The organism is Rhodococcus sp. 05-340-2, from assembly GCF_002258915.1.
Taxonomy (GTDB): Bacteria; Actinomycetota; Actinomycetes; order Mycobacteriales; family Mycobacteriaceae; genus Rhodococcoides.
This window is the reverse complement of record NZ_NOYU01000022.1, coordinates 73,426-97,020: the sequence shown is the minus strand read 5'-3', so window position 1 is coordinate 97,020 and position 23,595 is coordinate 73,426. Positions and strand designations below refer to the sequence as shown.

The window sequence follows — 23,595 nt, the reverse complement described above, 5'->3', positions numbered from 1 at the left end:
CTCACCGAGGGGACGACCTCGTCTGGCGTCCTACGAACAGAATGGCTTTCGATGACCGAGCTGGATGCACTGGCACCGAGCCCGGATGGAGTGTGGGCTCACGAGAACGTGGTCGTTCGACATCTTCCCGGACTGGAGTTCGACGCGGCCCGGACGGGGTCGACCGTGCAGGTCGGCCACGGCCTGACGTCGGCCGACATCGGTGAGCGCCTCGTTCCGATCGTGACCGCACAAGCGCGTCATGTGGGTCTCTCTCAGCGCGAGTTCGAGCTGGTCCTGGTCGGGATCGTCCGCACCGCCGTCTCCGATCCGGTCGACGCATGGGCCACCTATTACCGAAATTCGCTGGACGAGCTGCTCTCGGGAACCGCCGACTTCGCACCGGTCCACGAACGCGCCGAGAAATCGGTCGTCGGATCGGTGCTCGACCTGGGTTCGTGTTTCGGCTTCTTTCCGCTACGCCTGGCGATGAAGGGTCACTCGGTGACTGCGACGGACCTGTCGGCGGGCACCATGCGGTTGCTCGCCACCGTTGCCCCGCACCTCGGGATCACGCTCGACACCATGGTGTGCGACGCTGCGGATGTTCCCGTTGCCGACGGCAGTGTCGACACGGTGACTGCACTGCATCTCCTCGAGCACGTCGACGCCGAGACCGGCTCCCGCATAGTGGAAGAAGCGCTACGCATCGCACGCACCCGTGTTGTGGTTGCCGTGCCCTTCGAGACCGAGACCACGGCCTGCCACGGACACGTCCGCACCTTCGACGGGGCATCGTTGGTCGAGCTCGGTCGGTCGACAGGCCGGCAATTTCGGACGTCCGAACACCACGGCGGGTGGCTCGTGATCGACAAGGCCACGACTCACCAATTGGTCTGACCGGCCGCTGGGAGTACCACATCGCAGTACCGAAGTGGTGTCAGGATCGCAATGGATCCTGACACCACTGCCTCGGTGGGTCTAGGCGTGCTCGGGTACCGACAGTCGATTCTCTGCAGCGGCGAGTGAGTCGAATCCGTCTGCCTTGAGCAGATTGTGGACGTTGCGCCGTCGGACCCCCATGTTGCCGCCGTCGTAGACCGGGAAGCACAGGACGTCTTCCATGATCGCGGCGATCGGTGTCAGGTTCGTGTACGCATCGACGCCGACGAGACGCATGGCGTCGTACACCACTTGCACGGCCGTCTCGGACGCGAAAATCTTTGCCTCGTTCGCCAATTCACGATCGCGTCCGCCGGTGCGGTCGAAATGGTCGGCGGCCTTCCACGCGAAGTAGCGGACCGCCTCGATACGAGTCTTGATGTCCACCAACATGTATCCGGCGTTCTGATACTCGATGACCGGTACCGGACCGGAGCGGTGGTCGGTCTTGGCGAAGTGCAGTGAGTAGTCGAATGCAGCTCGCATCCTGCCCACGCACGCGGCAGCGATGGACGAGCAGGTCCAGGAGAAGGCAGTGGCGACGATGTCCAACCCGTCGCCCGGCTTGCCGATGAGGTTGCCGACCGGCACCCGTACGTCGCGGAATTCCACCCGCGGCGAATTGGTGGCGCGATGTCCGATGGTGTCGATCATGTCGGTGATCTCGACCCCGGGCGTTCCCTTCTCCACGACGATGACGGCGAGCGACTCCGACGGCGGCAGTGCAGGATCGGTACGGCAGACCACACTGATCAGGTCGGCACCCTGACCGTCCCAGCCCGAGGCATTGGTGGTGTAGTGCTTGGCACCGTTGATGACCCACTCGTCGCCCTCGCGACGCGCGAAGGTTCGAATGCCGACGGTCGGGTCCTCCGAGTCGTAATTCGCTCCGCCGGTCACCTCTGTGTAGGCGATCGCAGCCAATCGGGGTTCGCCGTCGCAGAACAACGGGAGCCAGCGATTCTTCTGCTCCTCGGTACCGAAGTTGATGATCGGGTTGAGTCCCAATCCCGTGCCCAGCAATGCAGTCGGAGTGTTGATGTCGACCCGAGCGAGTTCCTCCGCCGCCAGCGCGAAGGTGAGATTGTCGAAGTACGCGCCGCCGTATTGATCGGGAACCAGCCCCTTGACGAATCCGAGACCGGCCAGCTGCTTGTAGACCGGCTGCAGTGCGTAGAAGCGATCCTCGGGGCGCGGTATGGAGGAAATAGCGGGCGCTACTTCGCTCAGAATGTCGTCCGCCACTTGCCGCGCCTGCATGCGCACTGCCATCTGCTCGGGGCTGAGCTCGAAACTCAGGGTCATGTGAGACTCCTCGATGTCTGTCCTGGTGGGGGTGAAGAACGGAATCGGGCGACGCTGCCCTGCACACCATGTTTCACGGCCCGATGCATCCCGGTCTTGTACCGGACTGCGCCGTCGTCGGTACCGTTCTGCACTCCCGAACAGAGAGTCTCCCTACGCCAACTGCGACATTTCCCCTGTCTTCACCGACGCGCGGTATTCGACCGGACTGCATCCGAAGCGCGATCGAAAGGTCTTGGCCAGATGGGCCGAATCCGAGAAACCCCACGCTGCAGCTATCGTTCCGATCGATCGAGTGTCACGCGAATCGGCAAGCTCACGGCGACACGCTTCGACGCGATGCTCACGTACGACGGCACCGAACGTGGTTCCCGTCCTCTCGAAGAGGGCATGGAGCGTGCGTACCGATACCCCGACATGGCGGGCCGCATCGGTAGCGGGAACTCGGCCGAATGCAAGCCTGGAGTCGATGTACCGAACTACGGACACCCGAAGTGCTTCGTCGGTCTCCGACGAGCATCCAGTGCCCCGTTGTGTCCCTCCCAGTACTGCACGCAGCAGATCGACATGGGCAGCACCGATCATCTGCCGCTCGGCGGTCTGCAGCGAGGAATCGGTCCGCCAGGTCTCCACCATCAACGAGCTGAGCAGGCGAGCAGAACCCGACGAACTTGCGAAACGCCGCGCAGTGGTCGCTGCCGACGGGCCGACCACATCTGCCAGCAGAGGGCGCGGCAGTCGGAAGGACAGCACTCGCCACAGTTCGTCGTTGCCGGGCTCGACGAACTCGAGCCGGTACGGGCGAGTCGAGTCGACGATGGCGAACTCGCCTCGGGAGACCGTGCACTGCCGCCCGTCCTGAGTGGTCGTACAGTGGCCGTCGAGCTGCAGATTGACGAAGACGACGTCCTCGTCCGCGCGGGCGACCTCGCGCCTTCCGTGATCGATTCGCTGTGTGCAGGAGGCGATCTCCGCTGCGTTGCCACCCCCGATCGCCGCGGAGCGCACCCATCCGGGAAGTCCGGAACGCGACGAACTGTGTTCGACGTGATCCCGGGATCGCCACGGTGCAAGAGGGGTGAATGCCTGGCAGAGAACATCGGCCCAATAGCTCATCTGATCGGCCGGGCCGAGTCCCCGGGTTGTCCAATACGACGTCATGATGCACTCCGCGCTAGGTTCGAGTGCACACACGGTAAGCCTTGGGCGTAAGCCATCCGAGGCATTTGCGTTACGAAATGCGTGCACTCTCCTCACACCGGCGTGCAGGGCGCGGAGAGGTTCCCCGCGCCTTCGGAGGCAGGTACCTCACCGCGTCGACGCGACCGAGTCGAGCATCCAGGCGGGGTACTCATCCGGCGGACCCAGGCCGCCGTCGGAGGGCGGAATCACGATCAGACAGTTGGCATGGGCGAGCGCACCGACAGAGTGCGATCGAATGATCGTGGCGTCGTCACCGTCGACGACGCCCAGCATCACCCGGGGTATCGCCGAGGCAGGAGGCGTCTGCCCCTGCGCCCTGACCGTTCTCATCGTTCTTTCCGCCTGCGGGTTTCGCAGTGCCGCAACGACCACCGGCCGGACGAACAGTTCGTAGGAGATCAATGCGCTGACCGGATTTCCCGGCAGGCACACGATCGGAGTTCCGCCGAATCGACCGCACGCCTGCGGCTTTCCCGGCCTGACTGCGACAGAGACGAAGTCGACCTCCTGATCCGCGAGTGCCAGCCGAACCACTTCCTCGGTACCGGCGCTGATACCACCGGTCGTGACGATGACGTCCGCAGCGTCGGCGCACCGGGCGAGTGCCGCCCGACATGCGTCCACGTCATCGGCCACAGCCGGTTCGAGGTGCACGTCGGCACCGCACCGGGTGAGATCGGCGACGATCATCGCGGCGTTGGCATCGTGACACTCACCGTTCGCGAGTTCGGTCCCGAGGCCGCGGATCTCCGATCCCGTCGAGAGCACAGCGACAACCAGAGACGATTCGACCCGAACGTGGGTGCGGCCGAGAGCGGCGAACAGGCCGACCTGGGCGGGGGTGACCATCGTCCCTACCCCGACAGCGATATCACCGACCTCCAGATCCGACGCCCGGGCGCGAATGTTGCTCTTGGAATCGAGCGAGTGGACGGTGACCTCGGCCGAACCGAACGACTCGACGAATCCGCTGGTTCTCTCGACCGGGATCACCACGTCTGCACCGAACGGCACCACGGCCCCGGTCATGATCTGGACGCACTGACCCGGCAGAACGTGCAGCGGCACCGGTTGCCTGCCTGCGACGCTGCGAGCGGAGACGAGCAACCGAACGGGCGCACGGCCCGCACCGTCCACATCGGCAGCGCGGACGGCGAATCCGTCGACCGCCGAGTTGTCGAACGCCGGCAACGCGTGGTCGGCAACGATGTCCTCGGCCAACACTCGTCCCACGGCACTGTGGATCGGCACCGAGCGAACGCGTGGCGACACGCCCAGTCGGTCCACAGCACAGCGATGTTCGTCGACCGTCCGATGCGACGTCGGACGAATATCGACTCCTGCCGACTTCATCCGCCGGAAATCGGAGGCAGCACTGCGATCTCGTCCCGGTCCGAGCACGGCGAATCCTCGCTACGACCCAGCGAACGACCGTTTATCCAGATCCGAGACACAGCAAGCACATCCGCGAAGGGCGCGCCGTACCGTTCGACCGCGGAATCGAGCACCTCTCGGACGGTCGACCCAGGAATCTCTCGCGCCGCCTCACCGGCGATCTGACGGGCCGCTGCGAACATCAGGACTTCGGCCATGAACCTCTCACTCTCCGATCATCCACCGATGTAGGACATTTCGATGCGGTCGCGCACTGCACCGTCGTTCGTTCCGGCTCGTAGCTCCGAGTAGCGATCGTCGCGGCGCAGCCACAGCGCCGACAAGCGCGCAACGAGGTCGTCCTGCGAGGCTCCCGATCGCAGCAGGGCCCGCAGATCGGTTCCCGTCGAGGAGAACAGACACGTGAACACCTTGCCGTCAGCGGACAACCTCGCGCGGGTGCACGTTCCGCAGAACGGTTCCGATACCGAACCGATCACGCCGATTTCGCCGCTGCCGTCGAGGTAGCGATACCGCACCGCCACCTCACCGTCGTATTCCGCGTCGACTCTCTCCAGCGGATGGCTCCGTCCGATCGTGTCGACGATCGATTCGACGTCGACGACCTGGGCCAGCTCCCACCTGTTGGTCGCGCCCACATCCATGTATTCGATGAAGCGCACCACGACGTCGGTGCCTCGGAACCGTTCGGCAACGGCCAGGATCGAGCCGTCGTTCACTCCCCGGCGCACCACTACGTTCACCTTGACCGGCGACATCCCGGCCCGCACAGCCGCGTCGATGCCGTCGAGCACGGTCTGCACAGGCACGCGGGTGTCGCTCATCCGGGCGAACGTATCCGGATCCGTTGAATCGAGGCTGACGGTGACACGGCGCAACCCGGCCGCCACGAGTTCTTCGGCATGCGCAGCGAGCAGTGAACCGTTGGTGGTCATCGCCAGATCGATGTTCTCGATCGAACTCAATCGCTCTATCAGCGTGGTGATTCCGGCGCGTAGCAGCGGTTCACCGCCGGTGAGACGTACCTTGCGAATTCCGATGGTTGCCGCCGCTCGAGCAACTCTGTCGATCTCCTCGAAGGACAGCAACCTGCTCGCGTTCAGGAACGAATGATCGGGGCCGAATTCGGCACGGGGCATGCAGTACACGCAGCGAAAATTGCACCGATCGGTGACCGAGATCCGTAGATCGCGAAGGACTCGCCCACGAGTATCGCGAACGCCCACGTCGAGTCCGCTCACGAGGAACGTCCGTAGGTGGCGGGCAGCCACTGCGAGGCCGCCCGCTCGACGCCCTCGATCTGCACTCCGGTCTCGACCCAGTCGCTGACTCCGGCCCGCTGTTCGAGCTTCCACACCGGTACGGACGCTTTGAGAACGTCGATGCAGAACTGCGCGGCCAGGAAGGCATCGACGCGATGACCCGAGGACACACAGACGAGGACGCCGGCCTCACCGAGTGGAACCGATCCGACTCTGTGCAGCAACGCGATACGTCCGATTCCCGGCCACCGGTCTCGCGCCGCGGCCGCGATCTCGAACAGTCGCACTCGCGCCACCGACTCGTAGGCCTGGTAGTCGATCGACACGACACCATCTGCGGGGCGACCCGCGACGTCCGTCGAGTATTCGCGAACCACCCCGGTGAAGATCACGACGGCCCCGCACTGCGGCAGTGTCGCCCAGTCGATCGTCGCCTCGACCGACAGATCGTCGGCTACCACCGCGACATACGTATCGGTCGCGCGTGCTTTCGGAGTCGTATTCGCATCCACTTCTCGGACAGTGTCGACTTCGCCCACGGCACACCCCTTCCACCTCGTGTGCACCGAGGATTGCCGAATCGGGTGATCCACAGTTGACCGTCAGTGACGGCTAGTTGATCCGCAGAGACCACGCTGCGACGTCGTCGCAGGACTTTCCGGCAATGTTACGAACAGCCAATCGAGCCGAAACATTGCGCGTTAACCTCGAACGAAGCCCCTCCATCGCGGTGATCGACACGATCACGACGAGTCGATCACGGTGGGCTCCTACGACAAGGGGTTCTCATGCTCTCCAGATCCGGATTCTCCATCCCGGCCCGGACGACCAGCCGCGGGGACTGGTGCGACATGTTGAACGAACACTTCGTGGCACTCGATGTCGCCGATGTGGCCGACAGTCGATTCACCGGGGCCGTTCGCTCGATGTCGCTTGCGCACCTACAGGTTTCGAGCGTTCGATCCACGACACAACGCATCGCTCGTACCGACTCGCTCATCGAGAAGGACCGTATCGAGTACGTGCAGATCGGGATGATCCGTCGGGGCCGCGCGATCGTGGTTCAGGACGGTCGCGAATGTTCGCTCTCACGCGGCGACTTCGCCATCTACGACACCTCGCGACCGTTCGACTGGATCATCGACGGCCACCCCGACGACGACCAATGGGAGCTCGAGGTCTTCACCTGGCCACGGCACATGCTTCGACTCGACGACCGCGAGTCCAGCGACATGACAGCCATGGCCTTCGACGGGTCGGCCGGCTTCAGCGGCCTCCTCGGACGATTTCTGCACGACCTGGGGTCGACCCGCTCGGCACTCGGTGCCTCCGGGGCCCAGGCGATAGCCGACGAGGTCGGAGATCTGGTCAGCGTGATCGCCCGCAACACCACCACCAACCCGACGATCGACTCCCCTACCGCAGCACTCGTGCGGTCGGCACAGCGGTACATCGACGATCATCTCGCGGACCCCGAGCTCTCGCCCGGCGCGGTCGCGGCGGCGATGCTCGTCTCGACCCGCCAACTTCACCGCGTCTTCGCCGCCAGTGGCACGACGGTGGCCCGCAGCATCCGCGTCAAGCGACTCGAGCGGTGCCGTCGTGAGATCATCGCCAGCATGTCGGCCGACCGTTCTCTCGGGCAGATCAGTCGACGGTGGGGATTTGCGGACCTCGCCGTGTTCAGCCGGGCATTCCGCGAGCAATACGGCATGAGCCCCCGTCAGTACCGCGCCGCTGCGTGCGCCCACTCGGACGACCCACGAGCGATCACCCGCTCGATGCGACCGAACTGACCCGTAGGACCCGCTGGGGTCAGTGAATCGAGTCGCTCGAGTGCCCCGGCACGATCGGTGCCGAGCCGTCCACCAGCGGAGCGATGTGATTGACCGCGGTGGCTGCCTCCGCGAAGCCGACCGCGATCAATTTGACCTTGTCCTCGTGTCCGGCAACGTCACCCACCGCGAACACTCGCCTCCGGTTGGTGCGCATCGTTCGGTCGACGGCGATGTCGCGTTGGTACTTGTCCAACCCCCACGTTCCGATGGGTCCGAGCGCCGCCTTGAATCCCAGTGCGGCAACCACACTCGACACCGCCAGCTGTCGCCGCTCCACCCCGGCACCGTCGACGATCGTCACCGATTCGACAGCGTCCTCGCCTGCGATCTCCTCGACCTCGAACGGAGTGAGAACATCGACACTCGACCGCTCGAGCAGACCCAGACTGTGGGCGTGCGCTCGAAAGTCGTTGCGCCGGTGCACCAGTACGACCGATTTTGCGATCGGCTCCAAGCTCAGTGCCCAATCCACCGCCGAATCACCGCCGCCCACGATCATCACGTGTTCGCCGGCCAGATCGTTCAGCCTGGGCACGAAATACCGTAACCCGCGGTCGTGGAACTCCGACCCGGCGGGCAGCGGCCTCGGCGTGAACTTCCCGATCCCCGCTGCCACCAGTACGGCCTTCGCGACGACGGTGGCACCCTTGTCGGTGGTGATGCGAACGGAGTCCTCGAACTCCTCGAGCTCGGTCGCGACGTGTCCCATCAGATACGTCGGTCTCGCCTGCTCGGCTTGCTCGACCAGTGCGTCGACCAGATGTTGCGCCTTGATCGCCGGGAAGCCCGCGACGTCGAAGATCTTCTTCTCCGGGTACAGCGCGGCCAGTTGGCCGCCGGGGTGTGGCAGGGCATCGACGACGGTGACCGTCAGTCCTCGGAAGCCCGCGTAGTAGGCACCGTAGAGCCCTGCCGGGCCGGCTCCGACGATGATCAGGTCACACTCGGAAACCGTTGTGTCACTCACTTCTTCGCCACTTCGTCGATCGTCGGATGGTCGTGCCCGACCGGCCCGAGATCCTCCGCGCCGCCGGAGGCCTCGGCGTCCTCGCAGAACTCCACTGCGATGTCGACGAATCGCTTCTGCTCGTCCGGGATCTTGTGTTCCCAGAAGATCGCGTCGTTCGGGCACGCGGGCATGCACTTTCCGCAGTCGACGCACTCGTCGGGATTGATGTACATCATCCGAGCGCCCTCGTAGATGCAGTCGACGGGGCACTCCTCGGTGCATGCCTTGTCGAGTAGGTCGATGCACGCTTCGGTGACGACGTAGGCCATGGCGAAATCCTCTTGTTCGTAGTGGTGACGATGATCAGGCGTCGAGTGGTCGCACTTCGACGAGGGTGTCGGAGAACGTCGGGGCGTTTCCGAGGTCTGCGAACACGGTCGGGTTCAGCGAAGCCGGAGTCGACAGCGACAGCATGTTCTTGCGCCACGCGCCCATCGCACAGACCGTGACGCCCTCCATGACCGTCTTGTCCGGCTTGGCAACAACGGTGAACTCTCCACGATCGTTGAAGACCCGCACCACATCCCCCGACGCGATTCCCCGACGCTCGGCATCGACTGGGTTGATGAGCAATGTCGGCTCCTTCTGCACCTTGCGGTGCATGTCCAAATTCCCGAAGCTCGAATTCAGATAGGCGTGCGACTTGGGAGTCAGCAGGTTGAGCGGATACTTCTGCGCCAGTTCGGGGTTGGTGCGCAGCGATTCGCGGGGCGCGATGTAGTGCGGCAGCGGATCGACCGGCTGGCCCGGTTGGTGATCGTTCGAGCCCTGCCGGAACAGAGGAAGAACGAAGTTGCCGCCCGCCGCTGCCGAGGACAGGAATTCCGTTTTGCCGGAAGGGGTCCTGAAATTTCCGTCGGCGTGTGGCGCGTACTCGTCGGGACCGGGCAGATTGAGTCTCTGCCAGCCGAGCCGTTTGAGCGACTCGATGGTGATGCCCTCCATCGCCGGGGCCTTCCAGTCGTAGGCGAGACCGATGAGCTCTTCGTCGGTTCGGGAGAACACCGGCTCGGTGAACCCCATTGCCTTGGCCAATCGCCGGAACATCTCGGTGTTGGGGACTGCTTCACCCATCGGCTCGATCGAACGGTTGTTGTAGGTGACGAACAGGTGGCCCCACGAGAAATTGATGTCGTCCTGCTCGAGCTGAGTGGTGGCAGGCAGGATGATGTCCGCGTAATCGGCTGTGTCGGTGATGAAATGGTCGCTGACGACGGTGAACAGATCCTCGCGGCTGAGCCCGTCGATCATCCGCTTCTGATCGGGGCACACCACCACCGGATTCGAGTTGTAGACCATCAGGCCCTTGAGTGGCGTATCCAGATTCAGCCCGCCGGTCAGTGCTTCGCCGAGCTGGTACAGATTGATCACGCGAGTACCCGGAGTCTGCAGATCCGTCTGCAGGAATTCGGGCCAGTTGACCGGGAATGCCCACAGGGGTAGTTGGAGAATTCCTCCACCGGGCTTGCGCCACGCCCCCACCAACGAGGGGAGACACGAAATGGCCCGAACGCTCTGTCCACCACCGGCACTGCGCTCGATCGCGACGCCGATACGAATCACGGACGGCTGACTCTGCGCGTATTCCCTTGCCAACGTGTAGATGTCCTCGACGGGAATGCCCGTCTCCTCTGATGCCCACTGCGGGGTGTATTGCTGCACGCGCTCGGCCAACTCGTCGAAGCCGATGGTGTGCTGCTCGATGTAGTCGGCGTCCGTCAGTCCCTCGTCGATGATCACGTGCATCATCGCCAGTGCGAGTGCGCCGTCGGTGCCGGGCCGGATGGGGATGTACCAACTTGCAGCCTTCGCGGTTCTGGTCTTGACCGGATCGATCACCACGACCTTGGCACCGCGCTTCTTCGCCTCGGCCACATACGGCCAGAGGTGCAGATTGGTGCTCATGATGTTCGACGCCCAGATCAGGATGAACTTGGAATGGACGAAGCTTTCGGGGTCGACGCCCGCCGTGTCGCCGACCGTCATCGCGTAGGCAGTGCACGAGCCGGCGTCGCAGTAGGTGCGCTCGGCGACCGTCGCTCCGAGGCGGTTGAAGAATGCGTCCCCGACGTTGAGCCCCTGCGTGATCCCCTGGGTGCCGAGGTAGTTGCACGGCATGATCGCTTCCGGACCGAATTCCTCGGCGATGGCGGTGAACTTCTCCGCGATGGTGGCCACGGCTTCGTCCCACGAGATTCGTTCGAAGCGGCCGGAGCCTTTGGGTCCGGACCGTTTGAGCGGGTACAGAACTCGATCGGGGCTGTAGACCTTGTCCAGGTAATTGTCCACCTTCACGCACAGCCCACCGTTGGTGTACGGGTTGGTTTTGCTCCCGCTGACGCTGGTCGCCACACCGTCCGCGACGGTGACCACCATCGAGCAGGAGTCCGGACAGTCCTGGCCGCAGGCCCCGAGAACGGTGAGCTCCGTGGGGCGATCCGTGGGAGCGTCGTCTGGGCGTGTGTCTTCCTGAACGGTCATGGGTGCTCCTCGGCATGGATATCACTGGTGTGTGTTATCCGAAGCCTGCACCTCCCGAACGCGCCGAACAGGACGCGGAGCGCCGTCTACTTTGCGCTCGGTGCCTCATCGGTCGTCGCTCAGATCAAACCCTGCTTGCTCGCCGCGTACACGGCCTCGGCTCGTCTCGACACCGCAAGCTTGCGCATGATGTTGCTGACGTGAAATTTGACGGTTGTCGCAGAGATGAAGAGTCTGGTTCCGATCATGTTGTTGGACAATCCCGTTGCCAGGAGACGAAGCACTTCGAGTTCACGCTCGGTCAGGCGCTCGATACTGCTCGGCGTGCCGTTGAGAGAACGAACGACGGCCGAGGCGCTCCGCGAGTCGAAGGCGCTCTCACCTCGCGAGACGGCGCGGATCGCGCGAACCAACTCGGTGGTGTCGACGTCCTTGACCACGTAGCCCCGCGCTCCCGCGTGCACGGCCTCCACCACGAGTCGGTCGTCGAGGAAGGTCGTGAGCACCAGCAATCCGATCCCGTTGTGCGCCTTGGCCAGTTGTGCGCACAGAGCCAGGCCCTCGTAATCCGAGCTGGCCGAGAGCTTGAGGTCCATCAGCACGATGTCGGGCTCCACCCGCGCGACGACGGCCAAGCCCTCCTCCCGCGTCGACGCCTCCCCCACGATCGTCAGGTCGGACTCACGTTCGAGCACCGACCGTAACCCGTCGCGCAGAATCGCATGATCGTCGACCAGCACGATGCGGACCGTGGGTGCGGCCACCTGCCCCATGCCCGTACGTACCGTCGGAACGCTCACTGTTCTCGGCCCTTCTCGGATTGTCTCTGGAACGGAATGCGTGCTGCCACACGCACTCCCCCGGTACGGGCACGTCTGATCTCGAAGACACCACCGTGTTCACGGGTACGGGCCGCCATGTTCGCCAATCCCCGATGCCGACCGTCGACGTCGGTGGACTCGGACAGATGCAGCATCATCCGCAGATGGGCCGGATCGCCGTCACCGTCGTCGGCTATCGACAACTGCACCTGATCGGACGAGTAGGTCAGTCTGAGAATCGCTCGCGACGCATGCGCGTGCACCGCAGTGTTGAACAGTGCCTCGCCGGCGATGCGCAGAAGGGCGTGCTCGCATTCGCTGCTGAGCTCGACCGGAGTTCCCTCCACCCGCAACGACACCTGCAACTCGTCCGGCATGTGAACCACCGAGAGTTGCTCGAGCATCTCGGGCAGCGACGTCCGATCGGCGTCCTGAGGGTGATTGAGTGCGTAGATCGCCGACCGCAGCTGTTCGACGGCTCGACGCGTCAGATCCTTGGCCAGATCCAACCTGTCCCCACGCTCCTCGGCCGAGATGTCGCTGCGACACACTTCGATCTGCATACCCGCCGACAACACGGCCTGGGTAACGCTGTCGTGCAGTTCGCGAGCGATGCGGTGCCGTTCGTCGTCGAGGACCTGATGCCGATGTGCGGCACCCAGTTGCCGCTGCGTCAGCAACAGTTCGGCATTGCGGGCTGCGAGATCGGCCGCTGTGCGGTTCGCCTGGGCGTATGCGTTCTCGGTGCGCTCGAGCAACTGCCGCCGACTCTGAAAGAGCGCCGAATTCTGCAGAGCCACAGCCGTTTGACTGGCGAGGATGCTCAACACTGCGGCGTCGGTGGCGTCGAGCACCCGCTGCTCTCCGGTCCAGGCGGCGAACGCGCCCACGACACCGCCGTCGAACGCGATCGGTACGAACGCGTGATGAGCAGAGATCACCGGGGTCTGCCCGTCGCCGCACGTCGACTTTCGAATCGACTCGAGGCAGTCGACGACGTCTTCCGGCAACGGTGGCCCCTCGACGTTGTCGACCAGAAACGGTGTGGCGTCGGGTCCGAGCACCAGGCGGCGAGGACCGGCGTCCGGGAGAGCGCCGTCGGCGAGAGCGAACACGACCCAGCGGGCACTCAGATGGGCGCGAGCGGCCTCGGCCACAGCGCACACCAGCGTTTCCGGACCGTCGACCGTGCGCACGAGCGCCCGCGAAATCAGTTCCAGCGCATAGACGACACGCTCCAGACGTTCTGCCGCGCCGCGATACTGGGGGTAGAACGTGTTCTTGCCCGAACGCAGTCCCGTCAGCAGCGACAGGTCGGGCCCGGATGTCACAGCGCACTCCTGAACAGATCGACCATTTCGCGGTGTGTGGCCGAGCGCGGATTGGTGGACATACAGGCGTCCCGTAATGCGTTGGTCGCCAACACATCCAGGTCGGTCTCGCTGACACCGATCTGCGCAAGACCGGTAGGGACACCGACCTGACGTGCAAGGCGATCGACCCGGTCCGCGACGGCCATGGCGGCCTCCTCCGGCCTTGCCCTACCCTCGGGTAGTCCGAGGCTCGTCGCGATGGCGACGTACGGTAACGGATCCTCTGCGGCGTTGAAGCGGATGACGTGTGGCAGCAGTACCCCGTTGATCACCCCGTGCGGCAGGTCGAGCAGGCCACCCACCTGATGGCTCATGGCGTGCGTGGCACCGAGGATCGCGTTGGTGAACGCCAGACCTGCTTCCAGACTTGCCTGCGCCATCGATCCGCGGGCAACCATGTCGGTAGGTTCGTCGATGGTGCGGGCCAGTTGCGACATCACCATGGTGATGGCTCGAAGCGCGTGATGGTCGGTGAGCTGGTTGTGACCGAGGGAGACGAAGGCCTCGATCCCGTGTGTGAGGGCATCCAAACCGGTTGCGGCGTTGAGCCATTCGGGCATCGTGGTCAGCAACATCGGATCGATCACGGTGATGTCCGGAACGAGGGCACGGCCGAGAATGGTGATCTTGGTCGAGCGTGCCGTATCGGTGACGATGCAGAACTGAGAGACGTCGGCCCCGGTGCCGGAGGTCGTCGGCACCATCACCAGAGGCGGAATCGGCCGCGTGGCCTGATCGACGCCCTCGTAGTCGAGAATTCTGCCACCGTTTCCGGCGAGGATGGCAATCCCCTTGGCCGCATCCATGACCGATCCTCCGCCGATCGCCACCAGCACATCGCAGCCGTAGTCGGCGTAGTAGCCATGCCCGGCCTCGATCTCGAAGTCCTTGGGGTTGGGTGTCAACGCACTCCAGACCTGGGGTTCGAGGCCCTGCGCAACCAGCAGGTCGACCAACTGTCCCGCCCAGCCACTGTCGAGCAACCCCGAGTCGGTGACGAGCATCGGCCGTACCCCACCGAGACGACGTGTCGCGTGCGCGACCTCCCCCAGAGAATCCGGACCGAACACGATCTCGGGTGCATGGAACTTGAGAACTCGAGGTGCCTCGGTCCGGCTGCGCTGGGCATCGAGGTCGTGCAGCGCCTTGCCGACGTCCGCAGTAGCTGCCTGGTCCACCGTTCTCACCCTCGCTGTCCTTCGGTCCGAAAATATCCGGACCTGTGATTCAGGTTACAACCTTACGGGCGTGGCCGGTTCGATCCCACCAGCGCCCGGCCAGGTTGGGACCTACCCGATCGGGTAGGTCCACGGTGCACTCGGTCAGGTCACGACAGCGCATGCCCCAGTTCGGCTGCCTGCGCAGTCAGCTGTTCCCCGTCCCTCGCAACCACGACCCGGTCGCAGATCTGCTCGTACTCCTCCATCGAGCACGCTGCCTGCGCCCAGTAGCGACGAGCTTCGGGGGTGATCCACGCGATCCGATGGACCTTGGACCGAATTTTCTCCAACGCATCGAGTCCGGACGGACGGCCGTTGCACCGGCCGTCCCCCACGACGATCACGGCCGTCCGCTTGTCCAGCACGTCCCCGTGCGAAGCCAACAGGTCCGCAAAGGTTCTGCCGTAATCGCTGCTCGCTTCCAGGTCCAGTCGCGCATCGGCGAGCACGGCAGCGAGTGCGCCGTCGCCGGTGCTGCCGAGCAGGGTGGTCGTCACGTCCACCGGTGCGTCGACGAACCCCATCACCGTGCATCGGTGTGCGCGCGCATGCATGGCTTGCGCGAGCCTCAGCGTGAACGCGGTGATGGGCCGAACCGACAACGACACGTCCGCCAACACCAGCAATCGAACCTTACCGGGTACAGGAGTTTTGGTCACCAGACGGAAGGGGATGCCGTCGGTACGCAGACTGGACCGGACGGTGCGCCGCATGTCGAGCGGGCCGCGTGAATGTTCGCGTGGCCGAGGGCGAGGAGTGCCCCGCATGTGTTTGAGCACTTCGTGACTCGCGCGCTCGATCTCGGCGTGCCGGCCGATCGCCTGCGCGGCGCCGTCGTCCGGCGCCGGTGACGACATCGTCCCGGTCAGATCCCCCAGCGCTGCGACGAAAGCTTCGACGGCATCGGTGATGCGGTCGAGCATCGCGGCACTCAGCGGACCGGAATCATCCCCGTCGCCGTAGACGCCACTCGGATCGTAGGCATCGAACCACGCCAGGATGCTCGCCGGATCTTCCCAGTTCAGCTGTCCCGCAACCGCTCCACTGGTGCTCGACGCCAACTCCCCTGCCGCCGTGGATCCGGACCGCTCCAGGTCGACGGTGTAGGTGACGCCCCGCCGCCCCATGTCGCCGTCGGTGTCGATCGACAGATCGTGATCCTCGGACGAGAGGCTGATGTCGTCGTCGTCCTTGTGGGGGTTGAAGCCCTTGTCCGCTTCCGGGGCATCGAGCAAATCCCCGATCTCGACGGCACGCTCGTTGTACTCGGCGTACTTGGCGGCCTCCTGATCCGCTCCCACGTCCAGGTCCGTCGGAAGTCCGCCCGCGACCTGAGCACCCACGGACGAACGATGCTCGTCCACAGCACTGCCGATGGGGGCCTCGAACATCGACTCGAAGGCGAGATCGAAACCGTGCTGCTCGTGGTCGTACTTGGCACACGTCGCGCGCAGAGCAGCGCGCAGAATCGTGAGGTCACGGCCCCCGAGGAGACCGAGGACGCGTCGTACCTCGATGACCTCGGCCGGCGACGCCGCCACTCCGAAGCGCCTGAGCGTCCGGCCGAAGACTGCTGCCAACACATCGAGTACTACCGACGGCGTGAACGGCTGTACAGCAGTCATCGTCGTATTCCGATGCCGCCCTTGTCGCGTCCACCGTGCCCTCGGAAAGCCGTCGCGGTCGTGTTGACGACCGTGCCGAGTGACGTTGCTGCAGAGGATGTTTCTGCTACCGGTCCGGCCAGCGCGATCTTCATGTCCGAGGAGTACTTGACCAGCGCGGCGAGCAGATACTTGCGGGTGTCGTCGGTGTGTCCGAGGACCGACGCGATGCGGGCCGCGTCGATCACCTCCGAGATGGACGGGCTCTTGCGGAGCGGTAGCTCTCGCAATTCTGTTGCCAGTGCCACGATCTCGGCCACGATGTGTGCGGGCACCTCGGGAGCGCGAGCGGTGACGATCTCACGTTCGCGCGAGGCCGTCGGGTAGTCGAGGTGAAAGTGCAGGCAGCGACGCTTGAGCGCCGAGGACAGCTCGCGAGTGTCGTTGGAGGTCAATATCACCCACGGATCGCTGCGCGCGGTGAACGTACCCACCTCGGGGATGGTCACCTGCTTCTCCGCCAGAACCTCGAGCAGCAACGCCTCCATCGATTCCTCGGTGCGATCGACCTCGTCGACCAGAAGCACCACCGGCTCCTCCGAGAGCACCGACTCCAGCAGGGGGCGTACGGCGAGGAACGGCTCGGAGTAGAGACCGAAGTCTTTGGCGGCGAGCATCTTCGAGGCGTCGTCGATATCGGTGACGTGCTGGGTGAGCGCACCGATGTGCTCGCGCAGCATCTGCACGTGCAGCAGTTGCTTGGCGTAGTCCCACTCGTAGAGGGCCCGGTTGTCGTCGAGGCCCTCGTAGCACTGCAGCCGAACCAGCTTGCGTCCGCTCGCCGCGGCGAGGGACTTGGCCAGCTCGGTCTTGCCCACGCCCGCAGGGCCTTCGAGCAGGAGCGGGCGATCGAGTGCTGTCGCCAGATGCACCACGGTGGCGAGGTCGTCGTCGGCGATGTAGTCCTGCTCGCCGAGCGCGCGCTGCAGATGAGCCGCGTCGGTGAATCGAACGGTGCCGGTGTCGTCGCTACGCACTGTCGACAGCGAGGTCATGTGTGTCCCTTCGGAAGGCGGCTGCGCCGCATGTGAGCGGAACCTCGTACCCTGCTACGAAGTTCCGCTCACATGGGTGGCGGTTAGTACGACTCGTTGATCGCGTGAGAAACGACGGGAATCATCGACTCGACGGTGACCTCACGGGGGTTGCCCGGGGTGCACCAGTCCTCCTGGATGTGCTCGGAGATCTTCAGAACCGACTTCTCGTCGCCCTTGATGACGTCGCCCTTACCCGCGTACTTTCCGGTGTTCATCCGGTTCTTGTCGTACGTCGCGGAACGGATCGATCCGAAGTTGTCGGGAATGCCGACGTCCTTGGCGAGCCTGATGGCGGCTTCCACGGCAGCATCGGCTGCCTGCACGGTGGTCATGTTCTTCGTGTCGACGCCCATGGCCACAGCGATTTCGGCATAGCGCTCGTAGCGCGAAGGCAGGTTGTACTCCCACACGCGCGGCAATGCGATGGCGTTGTTCAGGCCGTGGGCGCTGTCGTAGAACGCGCTGATCGCGTGCGAGATCGAGTGGATGACACCGAGTCCGCCGGAGTTGAACGCCTGTGTCGCGATGTACTGAGCGTTCATCATGCCCTCACGGGCCTTCAGGTTGCCCGGGTCGTACACGGCCTCGCGGAGGTGCTTGGACACCAGACCGATCGAGTAGATCGCGTTACCCAGCGACGGCGCGAAATCCAGACGCGAGACGTACGGCTCGGCACCGTGTGCAAGGACGTCGAAGCCACAGAACGCGGTCCACTGCTGGGGGCAGGTGTAGTAGAGCAGCGGATCGTCCAAAGCCAGAGTCGGTGTCGACGCCTCGTCGAAGGCCAGCCACTTGTGCGGCTTCTCCATGTCCGAGGTATCGGTGATGACGTAGGCCCAGGACGTCTCCGACCCTGTTCCGGCAGTGGTGGATACCGCGATGTGCGGCGGGTTCTGCTTGTTCGTGGACTTGGAGAAGCCCTCGAACTCATTGATGTTGCGGCCGTCGTGGGCGACGACGACGCGGATGCCCTTGGCTGCGTCGTGGCTCGAGCCACCACCGACGGAGATGACGCTGTCGCACTTCTCCTTCTGGTAGAGCGCGGCACCGTCCATGACGTTGTAGTCCTTGGGGTTGGACTCGACCTTGTCGTAGAGGACCACCTCGACGCCCTGGTACTCGATCTTGCCGATCAGTTCCTCGATGATTCCGGAACCGCGCAGTCCGGTGGTGACGAGCAGAGAGCGCTTGAACCCGAGTTCCTTGGCCTCGACACCGATCATGTCGTGGGCGCCGACTCCCAGCTTGGCGCGCGGCAGCGGGTGAAACTCCTTGATGGGGAATTCCCAGATCTGGTTGAGCTCGATGACCATCGGTGTCTCCTCGGTGAGTGTGAGTGACAAGACGCCTTCTTTTGTGATCGGCGTCTCACTGGTGAACACACTCCACTGCCCTGCACCGCGTGGGAACACCTCGAGGCGGGAACCCTGCCAACGACCCGACCGAACTACCCGATCGGGTAGGAGTACTCGCTCACCCTCGGCAGAGGAAGACTCACGGACTCTGGCGCACTACCGATCTCGCCGCTGCGCCAGCGAGAATCCGAGAACCGAGATCAGCGCGAGCGTGATGACGAATCCTCCGTACAGTTCCACCGTCGTGCTGAGCCCAAGTCGGTGTACGGCCAGTCCTGCGACCACGGCGGGCACGCTGAAGGCGAGGTAGCTGATGACGAATGTCGTGGCGAAGACCCCGCCTCGCTCCGCGGCGGGGACAAGGGCACCGAGCGTACGCATCGCGCCGAGAAATGTTGCTCCCCAACCCGACCCGGCGATGACGGCACCGACGAAGTACAGCCCGATCGAGCCGATCTGGACCGAAACCAAGGTCAGCGCCACACCGATTGCGAGCACAGACGCACCGATCATCATCACCCGGCGAGGAAATCCGTTGCGCACCACGGCAGCTGCTATCGAACCGGAACCGAACAGTGCGAAGATCTCCAACCCGCCCACGATGTGGTTGTCGATACCGAAGACGGTGCCGATGATCGACGGCCCCAGCGAGAGATGGAACCCGCCGAGGGACCAGGTGGCGAACAGCGCGGGAGCGATGACGACGAAGGGTGCCCGGACCGATTTCGGCATCGATGCCCTCGGCAGCAGCGTCGACGCGAGATGACGGCGGGAATCGAAGCCGCGCAACGCCGAGGTCTCGGGCACGAACAGCAGTGCCACCGTGAGAACCGACGCCGCGCCGATCAACAGGGCGAACACGAGGATCTCCGGTGCCGGTGCGAGCTGCACCAGCAAGCCGGCACCGAGCGCCCCGGCCGCCAGGCCGAACGATGGGGCCACACTGTTGAGCAACGGCCCGGTGGAGACGTTGGGCTGCAGATCGATGATGGCCGCACTCATAGCACCCGTAGCCGCACCGGCAGCAATTCCCTGCACGACGCGAGCCGCGATGAGAAGCGGCACGCTGTCGGCGACGATGAACAACACCAGGCCGACGATCAGCAGCAACAGCGACGCGATCAGAATCGGTTTACGCCCGATGTGGTCCGACAAACTACCGACGGTGAGCAACGTGAGCAGCAGAGCAAGGGCGTACACGGCGAAGATGACCGTGAGCGTGATCGCGCTGAATCCCCAGGACTGCTGGTAGACCGGGTACAACGGTGACGGTGCTGCCGAGGACGCCATCAGCACGATGAAGGCGGTACCGACCACCCAGAAGGCGTACCGGTGCGGCATCCTCACCGCAGTCATTCCTGCACTACCCCGCACGTCCACGTCGACCATGTGTTGTCCCTCCACCGCAGCGACCGTTACCTCAGTGAAGGACAACGCGTAGGAAGGTCTCGCATTCCCGACGGACTCAGAGTCGGTGTGCTCCCGCACCGTCGAGCAGCAGCTGGCCCTCGCGGTACCGCTGCGCGCTCGCAGGCAAACCGCCCTCGATTCCGCTCAACCACACCGATACACGTCCGGTTCCCGAACCGCTGGAACCGACTTCGTCGACGCGTCGCACCGTCTGGTTGGCCACTGCCTCGGCGCTGTCGAACATCGTGATGCCGCTCGGCAGCTGCGAGACGATCTCGGCCGACACCAGCGGGTAGTGCGTGCACCCCAGCACGATCGAGTCGACGTCCGTGGGCGTGGCTGCCACGGCCGCGGCGATGGCCGCACCGATCCCGCGAACATCACCGCGATCGATCGAATCCGCCAGACCGTGGCACGCCACACTCGTCACCGTTCGGTGCGAGGCGAACTGCTCGATCAGACGCCCCTGATAGGCGCTGGCGGTCGTGGCCGCCGTGGCCCAGATCGCGATCCGATCGCTCACCGCTGCAGCGGGTTTGATCGCCGGGACGGTACCCACCACCGGAATCGTGTCACCGAGCGCGGCCCGGACATGGCTCAGCGCCGTCACACTGGCGGTGTTGCACGGAAGCACGACCACCTCGGCACCGAGTTCGACCGCATGCTGCGCTGTGCCGACCACCCGGTCGACGACCCAACCGTCCGGCTTGGGTCCCCACGGAGCGTTGTCGGGGTCCATCATCAGCACCAGATCGAGCTCGGGGCGCGCTTGTCGTAGCCGCGCAGCCGTCGGAAGCATCCCCAGGCCCGAGTCGATCAGTGCGACGATCATGCCAGCGCTTGCTCGACGTCACCGACCAGATCGGCACCGTCCTCGATGCCGACCGACAGACGCACCAGATCGTCGGGAACTTCGAGCAACGAACCGGCCGTCGACGCGTGGGTCATCGCGCCGGGGTGTTCGATCAACGATTCGACGCCACCCAGAGATTCGGCGAGAGTGAAGATCTCGGTCTTCGCGCAGAAGTCGAGTGCTGCCTGCTTGCCACCGGCCAGACGCACCGAGACCATTCCGCCGAAGCGTCGCATCTGCTTCGCGGCGACCGCGTGGGACGGGTGCGATTCGAGACCGGGGTAGATGACCTGCGAGATGGCCGGGTGGCCGTCGAGGAATTCGACGATCTTCTCGGCGTTGTCGCTGTGCCGTTCCATCCGCAGCGCGAGGGTCTTGATGCCGCGCAAGGTCAGGAATGCGTCGAACGGTCCGGGAACGCCGCCCGCGCCGTTCTGCAGGAACGCGAACGCCGTATCGAGTTCTTCGCTGTCGGTGACCAGTGCGCCGCCCACCACATCGGAGTGTCCGCCGATGTACTTGGTGGTCGAGTGCAGCACCACGTCGGCACCGAGGCTCAGCGGCTGCTGCAGATACGGAGAGGCGAAGGTGTTGTCGACGACGAGCTTGGCCCCACCCTCGTGCGCGACGCCCGAGAGGGCCTCGATGTCACCGACGTTGAGCAGCGGGTTGGTGGGCGTCTCGACCCAGACGAGCTTGGTGTTCGGACGCATCGCTGCACGGACCTCGTCGACGTCCGACACTGCGGCAACCGAGTACTCGATGCCCCACTGGGTGAAGACCTTGTCGATCAATCGGTACGTGCCGCCGTAGGCGTCGTTGGGGATGACGAGGTGGTCACCGGGACGCAGCGCCGAGCGCAGCAGGCAGTCCGTGGCCGCCATGCCCGAGGAGAACGCGCGCCCGTAGGTGCCGGACTCGATGGCCGCGAGATTGGCTTCGAGCGGCCGACGCGTCGGGTTGCCGGTGCGCGCGTACTCGAATCCGCTGCGCATGCCGCCGACGCCGTCCTGGGCGAAGGTGGAGCTGGCATAGATCGGCACGTTCACTGCGCCGGTCAGCGGATCCGGCTCGTAGCCGGCGTGAACCGCCTTGGTGGAAAAGCCCTGCCAGGAGGTGTTGTCTGCCTTGCTGCGCTGCTCACTCATGGCCTCCACCCTAATCGGCCTTCGTCGTCAGGCGGGGGCGTGGGTAACCTGCGAAGACAACCCCCAGCGGAAAGAGGCACCGTGGCCAACTCCCAGAGCGTCGACGAACTGTTCGCGATCGATTCACTCCTCGACGACGAGGAGCGGCAGATCCGGGACACCGTGCGCAAGTTCGGCAACGAGCGCATCCGGCCGCACATCGCCGACTGGTTCGACGAAGGCACGGTCCCGGTGCGCGAACTGGCCAAGGAGCTGGGCTCGCTCGGCCTGCTCGGCATGCACCTCGAGGGCTACGGCTGCGCCGGAACCTCGGCGACGGCATACGGCCTGGCCTGCCTCGAGCTCGAGGCCATCGACTCCGGCATCCGGTCGCTGGTCTCGGTGCAGGGCTCGCTGGCAATGTTCGCCATCTGGAAGTACGGCTCCGAGGAGCAGAAGCAGCAGTGGCTTCCGGGGATGGCCGAGGGAACGCTGATCGGCTGTTTCGGACTCACCGAGGCCGACTACGGATCGAACCCCGGCGGCATGCTCACCCGCGCCAAGCGCGACGGTGACGACTGGATCCTCAACGGCAGCAAGATGTGGATCACCAACGGACCCGTCGCCGACGTCGCCGTGGTGTGGGCACAGACAGACGACAAGATCCGCGGATTCGTCGTCCCCACCGACACACCGGGATTCACCGCCAACACGGTCAAGAAGAAGCTGTCGCTGCGTGCGTCGATCACCGGCGAGTTGGTGTTCGACGACGTCCGACTCCCCGCAGACGCGATGCTGCCCGAGGCCAGCGGTCTCCGCGGACCCCTGAGTTGCCTCAACGAAGCGCGCTTCGGCATCGTCTTCGGCGCGATGGGCGCGGCGCGGGACTGCATCGAGTCGGCCGTCGAGTACTCCAAGACCCGCGCGGTGTTCGACAAGCCACTCGCCGGTTACCAGCTCACCCAGGCCAAGCTCGCCAACATGGCTCTCGAACTCGGCAAGGGCCAACTGCTCGCTCTGCATCTGGGTCGACTCAAGGACAAGGGCGAACTGCCGGGCGAGCGAGTGTCACTCGGCAAGCTCAACAACGTCCGCGAGGCCATCAAGATCGCACGTGAATGCCGAACGATTCTGGCCGCCAACGGAATCACGCTGGAATACCCGGTGCTCCGTCACGCCAACAACCTCGAATCCGTCCTCACCTACGAGGGCACGTCCGAGGTCCATCAACTGGTGATCGGGCAGGCGCTGACCGGCACCAGCGCGGTGCGCTGACGCGCAGTGGTGTGGTCGAGTGCGTCAGGGCACTCGACCACACCAC

The 23,595-nt window shown here is 64.6% G+C and carries 21 protein-coding genes; 3 read left to right on the top strand and 18 right to left on the bottom strand.

Annotated elements, in window-relative coordinates:
• The first annotated feature begins 51 nt into the window (after positions 1-51).
• Complete coding sequence (mftM, locus tag CH271_RS11280; protein ID WP_094633641.1) at positions 52-879, top strand: mycofactocin oligosaccharide methyltransferase MftM; 828 nt, start codon at positions 52-54, stop codon at positions 877-879.
• A gap of 81 nt (positions 880-960) precedes the next feature.
• Here mftM and CH271_RS11275 read toward each other — a convergent pair whose 3' ends face one another.
• The 6 genes from CH271_RS11275 to CH271_RS11250 form a co-directional block, all read right to left on the bottom strand.
• On the bottom strand, positions 961-2,226 hold the full coding sequence (locus CH271_RS11275; RefSeq protein ID WP_032404639.1) for an acyl-CoA dehydrogenase family protein: 1,266 nt from the start codon (positions 2,224-2,226) through the stop codon (positions 961-963).
• A 153-nt stretch (positions 2,227-2,379) separates the two neighbouring features.
• On the bottom strand, positions 2,380-3,387 hold the full coding sequence (locus tag CH271_RS11270; protein WP_082323508.1) for a helix-turn-helix domain-containing protein: 1,008 nt from the start codon (positions 3,385-3,387) through the stop codon (positions 2,380-2,382).
• Between the two features lie 147 nt (positions 3,388-3,534).
• A complete protein-coding gene (locus CH271_RS11265) occupies positions 3,535-4,782 on the bottom strand; it encodes a molybdopterin molybdotransferase MoeA (protein ID WP_094633640.1) in 1,248 nt (415 codons plus the stop codon).
• The gene (locus CH271_RS11260) at positions 4,779-5,021 is read right to left on the bottom strand and encodes a MoaD/ThiS family protein (protein ID WP_094633639.1); all 243 of its coding nucleotides are present in this window, start codon (positions 5,019-5,021) and stop codon (positions 4,779-4,781) included. Before CH271_RS11260 ends, CH271_RS11265 begins: the two co-directional genes overlap by 4 nt.
• A gap of 18 nt (positions 5,022-5,039) precedes the next feature.
• Complete coding sequence (gene moaA, locus CH271_RS11255) at positions 5,040-6,065, bottom strand: GTP 3',8-cyclase MoaA (RefSeq protein ID WP_256986365.1); 1,026 nt, start codon at positions 6,063-6,065, stop codon at positions 5,040-5,042.
• Entirely contained in the window at positions 6,062-6,625 is a 564-nt protein-coding gene (locus CH271_RS11250; RefSeq protein WP_052047387.1) for a molybdopterin synthase catalytic subunit, read from the bottom strand. The genes moaA and CH271_RS11250 overlap by 4 nt, the downstream gene beginning before the upstream one ends.
• Before the next feature lie 249 nt (positions 6,626-6,874).
• Between CH271_RS11250 and CH271_RS11245 the strand changes: the two genes are divergently transcribed.
• A complete protein-coding gene (locus tag CH271_RS11245; RefSeq protein WP_094633638.1) occupies positions 6,875-7,882 on the top strand; it encodes a helix-turn-helix domain-containing protein in 1,008 nt (335 codons plus the stop codon).
• A gap of 19 nt (positions 7,883-7,901) precedes the next feature.
• On the opposite strand, the gene CH271_RS11240 is transcribed toward CH271_RS11245, so the two are convergent.
• From CH271_RS11240 to CH271_RS11185, 12 genes are all read right to left on the bottom strand, one after another.
• Positions 7,902-8,891 (bottom strand): NAD(P)/FAD-dependent oxidoreductase, encoded by a 990-nt coding sequence (locus CH271_RS11240; protein WP_094633637.1) that lies wholly within the window; start codon positions 8,889-8,891, stop codon positions 7,902-7,904.
• Positions 8,888-9,202: a ferredoxin gene (fdxA, locus tag CH271_RS29110; RefSeq protein WP_037188451.1), complete on the bottom strand. Its 315-nt coding sequence runs from the start codon at positions 9,200-9,202 to the stop codon at positions 8,888-8,890. The genes CH271_RS11240 and fdxA overlap by 4 nt, the downstream gene beginning before the upstream one ends.
• Before the next feature lie 34 nt (positions 9,203-9,236).
• Positions 9,237-11,414, bottom strand: a complete 2,178-nt coding sequence (locus CH271_RS11230; protein ID WP_094633636.1) for a molybdopterin-containing oxidoreductase family protein — start codon at positions 11,412-11,414, stop codon at positions 9,237-9,239.
• Between the two features lie 119 nt (positions 11,415-11,533).
• Entirely contained in the window at positions 11,534-12,187 is a 654-nt protein-coding gene (locus CH271_RS11225) for a MadR family response regulator transcription factor (RefSeq protein WP_032405004.1), read from the bottom strand.
• Positions 12,188-12,210: 23 nt separating this feature from the next.
• Positions 12,211-13,566, bottom strand: a complete 1,356-nt coding sequence (locus tag CH271_RS11220; RefSeq protein WP_094633635.1) for a MadS family sensor histidine kinase — start codon at positions 13,564-13,566, stop codon at positions 12,211-12,213.
• Entirely contained in the window at positions 13,563-14,750 is a 1,188-nt protein-coding gene (locus tag CH271_RS11215; RefSeq protein ID WP_256986393.1) for an iron-containing alcohol dehydrogenase, read from the bottom strand. The genes CH271_RS11220 and CH271_RS11215 overlap by 4 nt, the downstream gene beginning before the upstream one ends.
• 185 nt (positions 14,751-14,935) lie before the next feature.
• Positions 14,936-16,453: a MadC family VWA domain-containing protein gene (madC, locus tag CH271_RS11210; protein WP_094633633.1), complete on the bottom strand. Its 1,518-nt coding sequence runs from the start codon at positions 16,451-16,453 to the stop codon at positions 14,936-14,938.
• Positions 16,450-17,487, bottom strand: a complete 1,038-nt coding sequence (locus tag CH271_RS11205) for a MadB family AAA-type ATPase (protein WP_037188459.1) — start codon at positions 17,485-17,487, stop codon at positions 16,450-16,452. The genes madC and CH271_RS11205 overlap by 4 nt, the downstream gene beginning before the upstream one ends.
• Before the next feature lie 83 nt (positions 17,488-17,570).
• A complete protein-coding gene (gene mdo, locus CH271_RS11200; protein ID WP_032376592.1) occupies positions 17,571-18,842 on the bottom strand; it encodes an NDMA-dependent methanol dehydrogenase in 1,272 nt (423 codons plus the stop codon).
• Positions 18,843-19,040: 198 nt separating this feature from the next.
• The gene (locus tag CH271_RS11195) at positions 19,041-20,273 is read right to left on the bottom strand and encodes an MFS transporter (protein ID WP_094633632.1); all 1,233 of its coding nucleotides are present in this window, start codon (positions 20,271-20,273) and stop codon (positions 19,041-19,043) included.
• Between the two features lie 76 nt (positions 20,274-20,349).
• On the bottom strand, positions 20,350-21,126 hold the full coding sequence (locus CH271_RS11190; RefSeq protein ID WP_037147759.1) for a glutamate racemase: 777 nt from the start codon (positions 21,124-21,126) through the stop codon (positions 20,350-20,352).
• The gene (locus tag CH271_RS11185; protein ID WP_032376589.1) at positions 21,123-22,295 is read right to left on the bottom strand and encodes a cystathionine gamma-synthase; all 1,173 of its coding nucleotides are present in this window, start codon (positions 22,293-22,295) and stop codon (positions 21,123-21,125) included. Before CH271_RS11185 ends, CH271_RS11190 begins: the two co-directional genes overlap by 4 nt.
• Before the next feature lie 81 nt (positions 22,296-22,376).
• Between CH271_RS11185 and CH271_RS11180 the strand changes: the two genes are divergently transcribed.
• Positions 22,377-23,549, top strand: a complete 1,173-nt coding sequence (locus CH271_RS11180) for an acyl-CoA dehydrogenase family protein (protein ID WP_037188465.1) — start codon at positions 22,377-22,379, stop codon at positions 23,547-23,549.
• The last annotated feature ends 46 nt before the right edge of the window (positions 23,550-23,595 follow it).

What these genes read in the sequence shown, in the direction of transcription:
- mftM (WP_094633641.1), top strand. Translation starts at nt 52, where the DNA reads ATGACCGAGCTGGATGCACTGGCACCGAGCCCGGATGGAGTGTGGGCT.
- CH271_RS11275 (WP_032404639.1), bottom strand. Translation starts at nt 2,226, where the DNA reads ATGACCCTGAGTTTCGAGCTCAGCCCCGAGCAGATGGCAGTGCGCATG.
- CH271_RS11270 (WP_082323508.1), bottom strand. Translation starts at nt 3,387, where the DNA reads ATGACGTCGTATTGGACAACCCGGGGACTCGGCCCGGCCGATCAGATG.
- CH271_RS11265 (WP_094633640.1), bottom strand. Translation starts at nt 4,782, where the DNA reads ATGAAGTCGGCAGGAGTCGATATTCGTCCGACGTCGCATCGGACGGTC.
- CH271_RS11260 (WP_094633639.1), bottom strand. Translation starts at nt 5,021, where the DNA reads ATGGCCGAAGTCCTGATGTTCGCAGCGGCCCGTCAGATCGCCGGTGAG.
- CH271_RS11245 (WP_094633638.1), top strand. Translation starts at nt 6,875, where the DNA reads ATGCTCTCCAGATCCGGATTCTCCATCCCGGCCCGGACGACCAGCCGC.
- fdxA (WP_037188451.1), bottom strand. Translation starts at nt 9,202, where the DNA reads ATGGCCTACGTCGTCACCGAAGCGTGCATCGACCTACTCGACAAGGCA.
- CH271_RS11230 (WP_094633636.1), bottom strand. Translation starts at nt 11,414, where the DNA reads ATGACCGTTCAGGAAGACACACGCCCAGACGACGCTCCCACGGATCGC.
- CH271_RS11225 (WP_032405004.1), bottom strand. Translation starts at nt 12,187, where the DNA reads ATGGGGCAGGTGGCCGCACCCACGGTCCGCATCGTGCTGGTCGACGAT.
- madC (WP_094633633.1), bottom strand. Translation starts at nt 16,453, where the DNA reads ATGACTGCTGTACAGCCGTTCACGCCGTCGGTAGTACTCGATGTGTTG.
- CH271_RS11205 (WP_037188459.1), bottom strand. Translation starts at nt 17,487, where the DNA reads ATGACCTCGCTGTCGACAGTGCGTAGCGACGACACCGGCACCGTTCGA.
- mdo (WP_032376592.1), bottom strand. Translation starts at nt 18,842, where the DNA reads ATGGTCATCGAGCTCAACCAGATCTGGGAATTCCCCATCAAGGAGTTT.
- CH271_RS11195 (WP_094633632.1), bottom strand. Translation starts at nt 20,273, where the DNA reads ATGGTCGACGTGGACGTGCGGGGTAGTGCAGGAATGACTGCGGTGAGG.
- CH271_RS11190 (WP_037147759.1), bottom strand. Translation starts at nt 21,126, where the DNA reads ATGATCGTCGCACTGATCGACTCGGGCCTGGGGATGCTTCCGACGGCT.
- CH271_RS11185 (WP_032376589.1), bottom strand. Translation starts at nt 22,295, where the DNA reads ATGAGTGAGCAGCGCAGCAAGGCAGACAACACCTCCTGGCAGGGCTTT.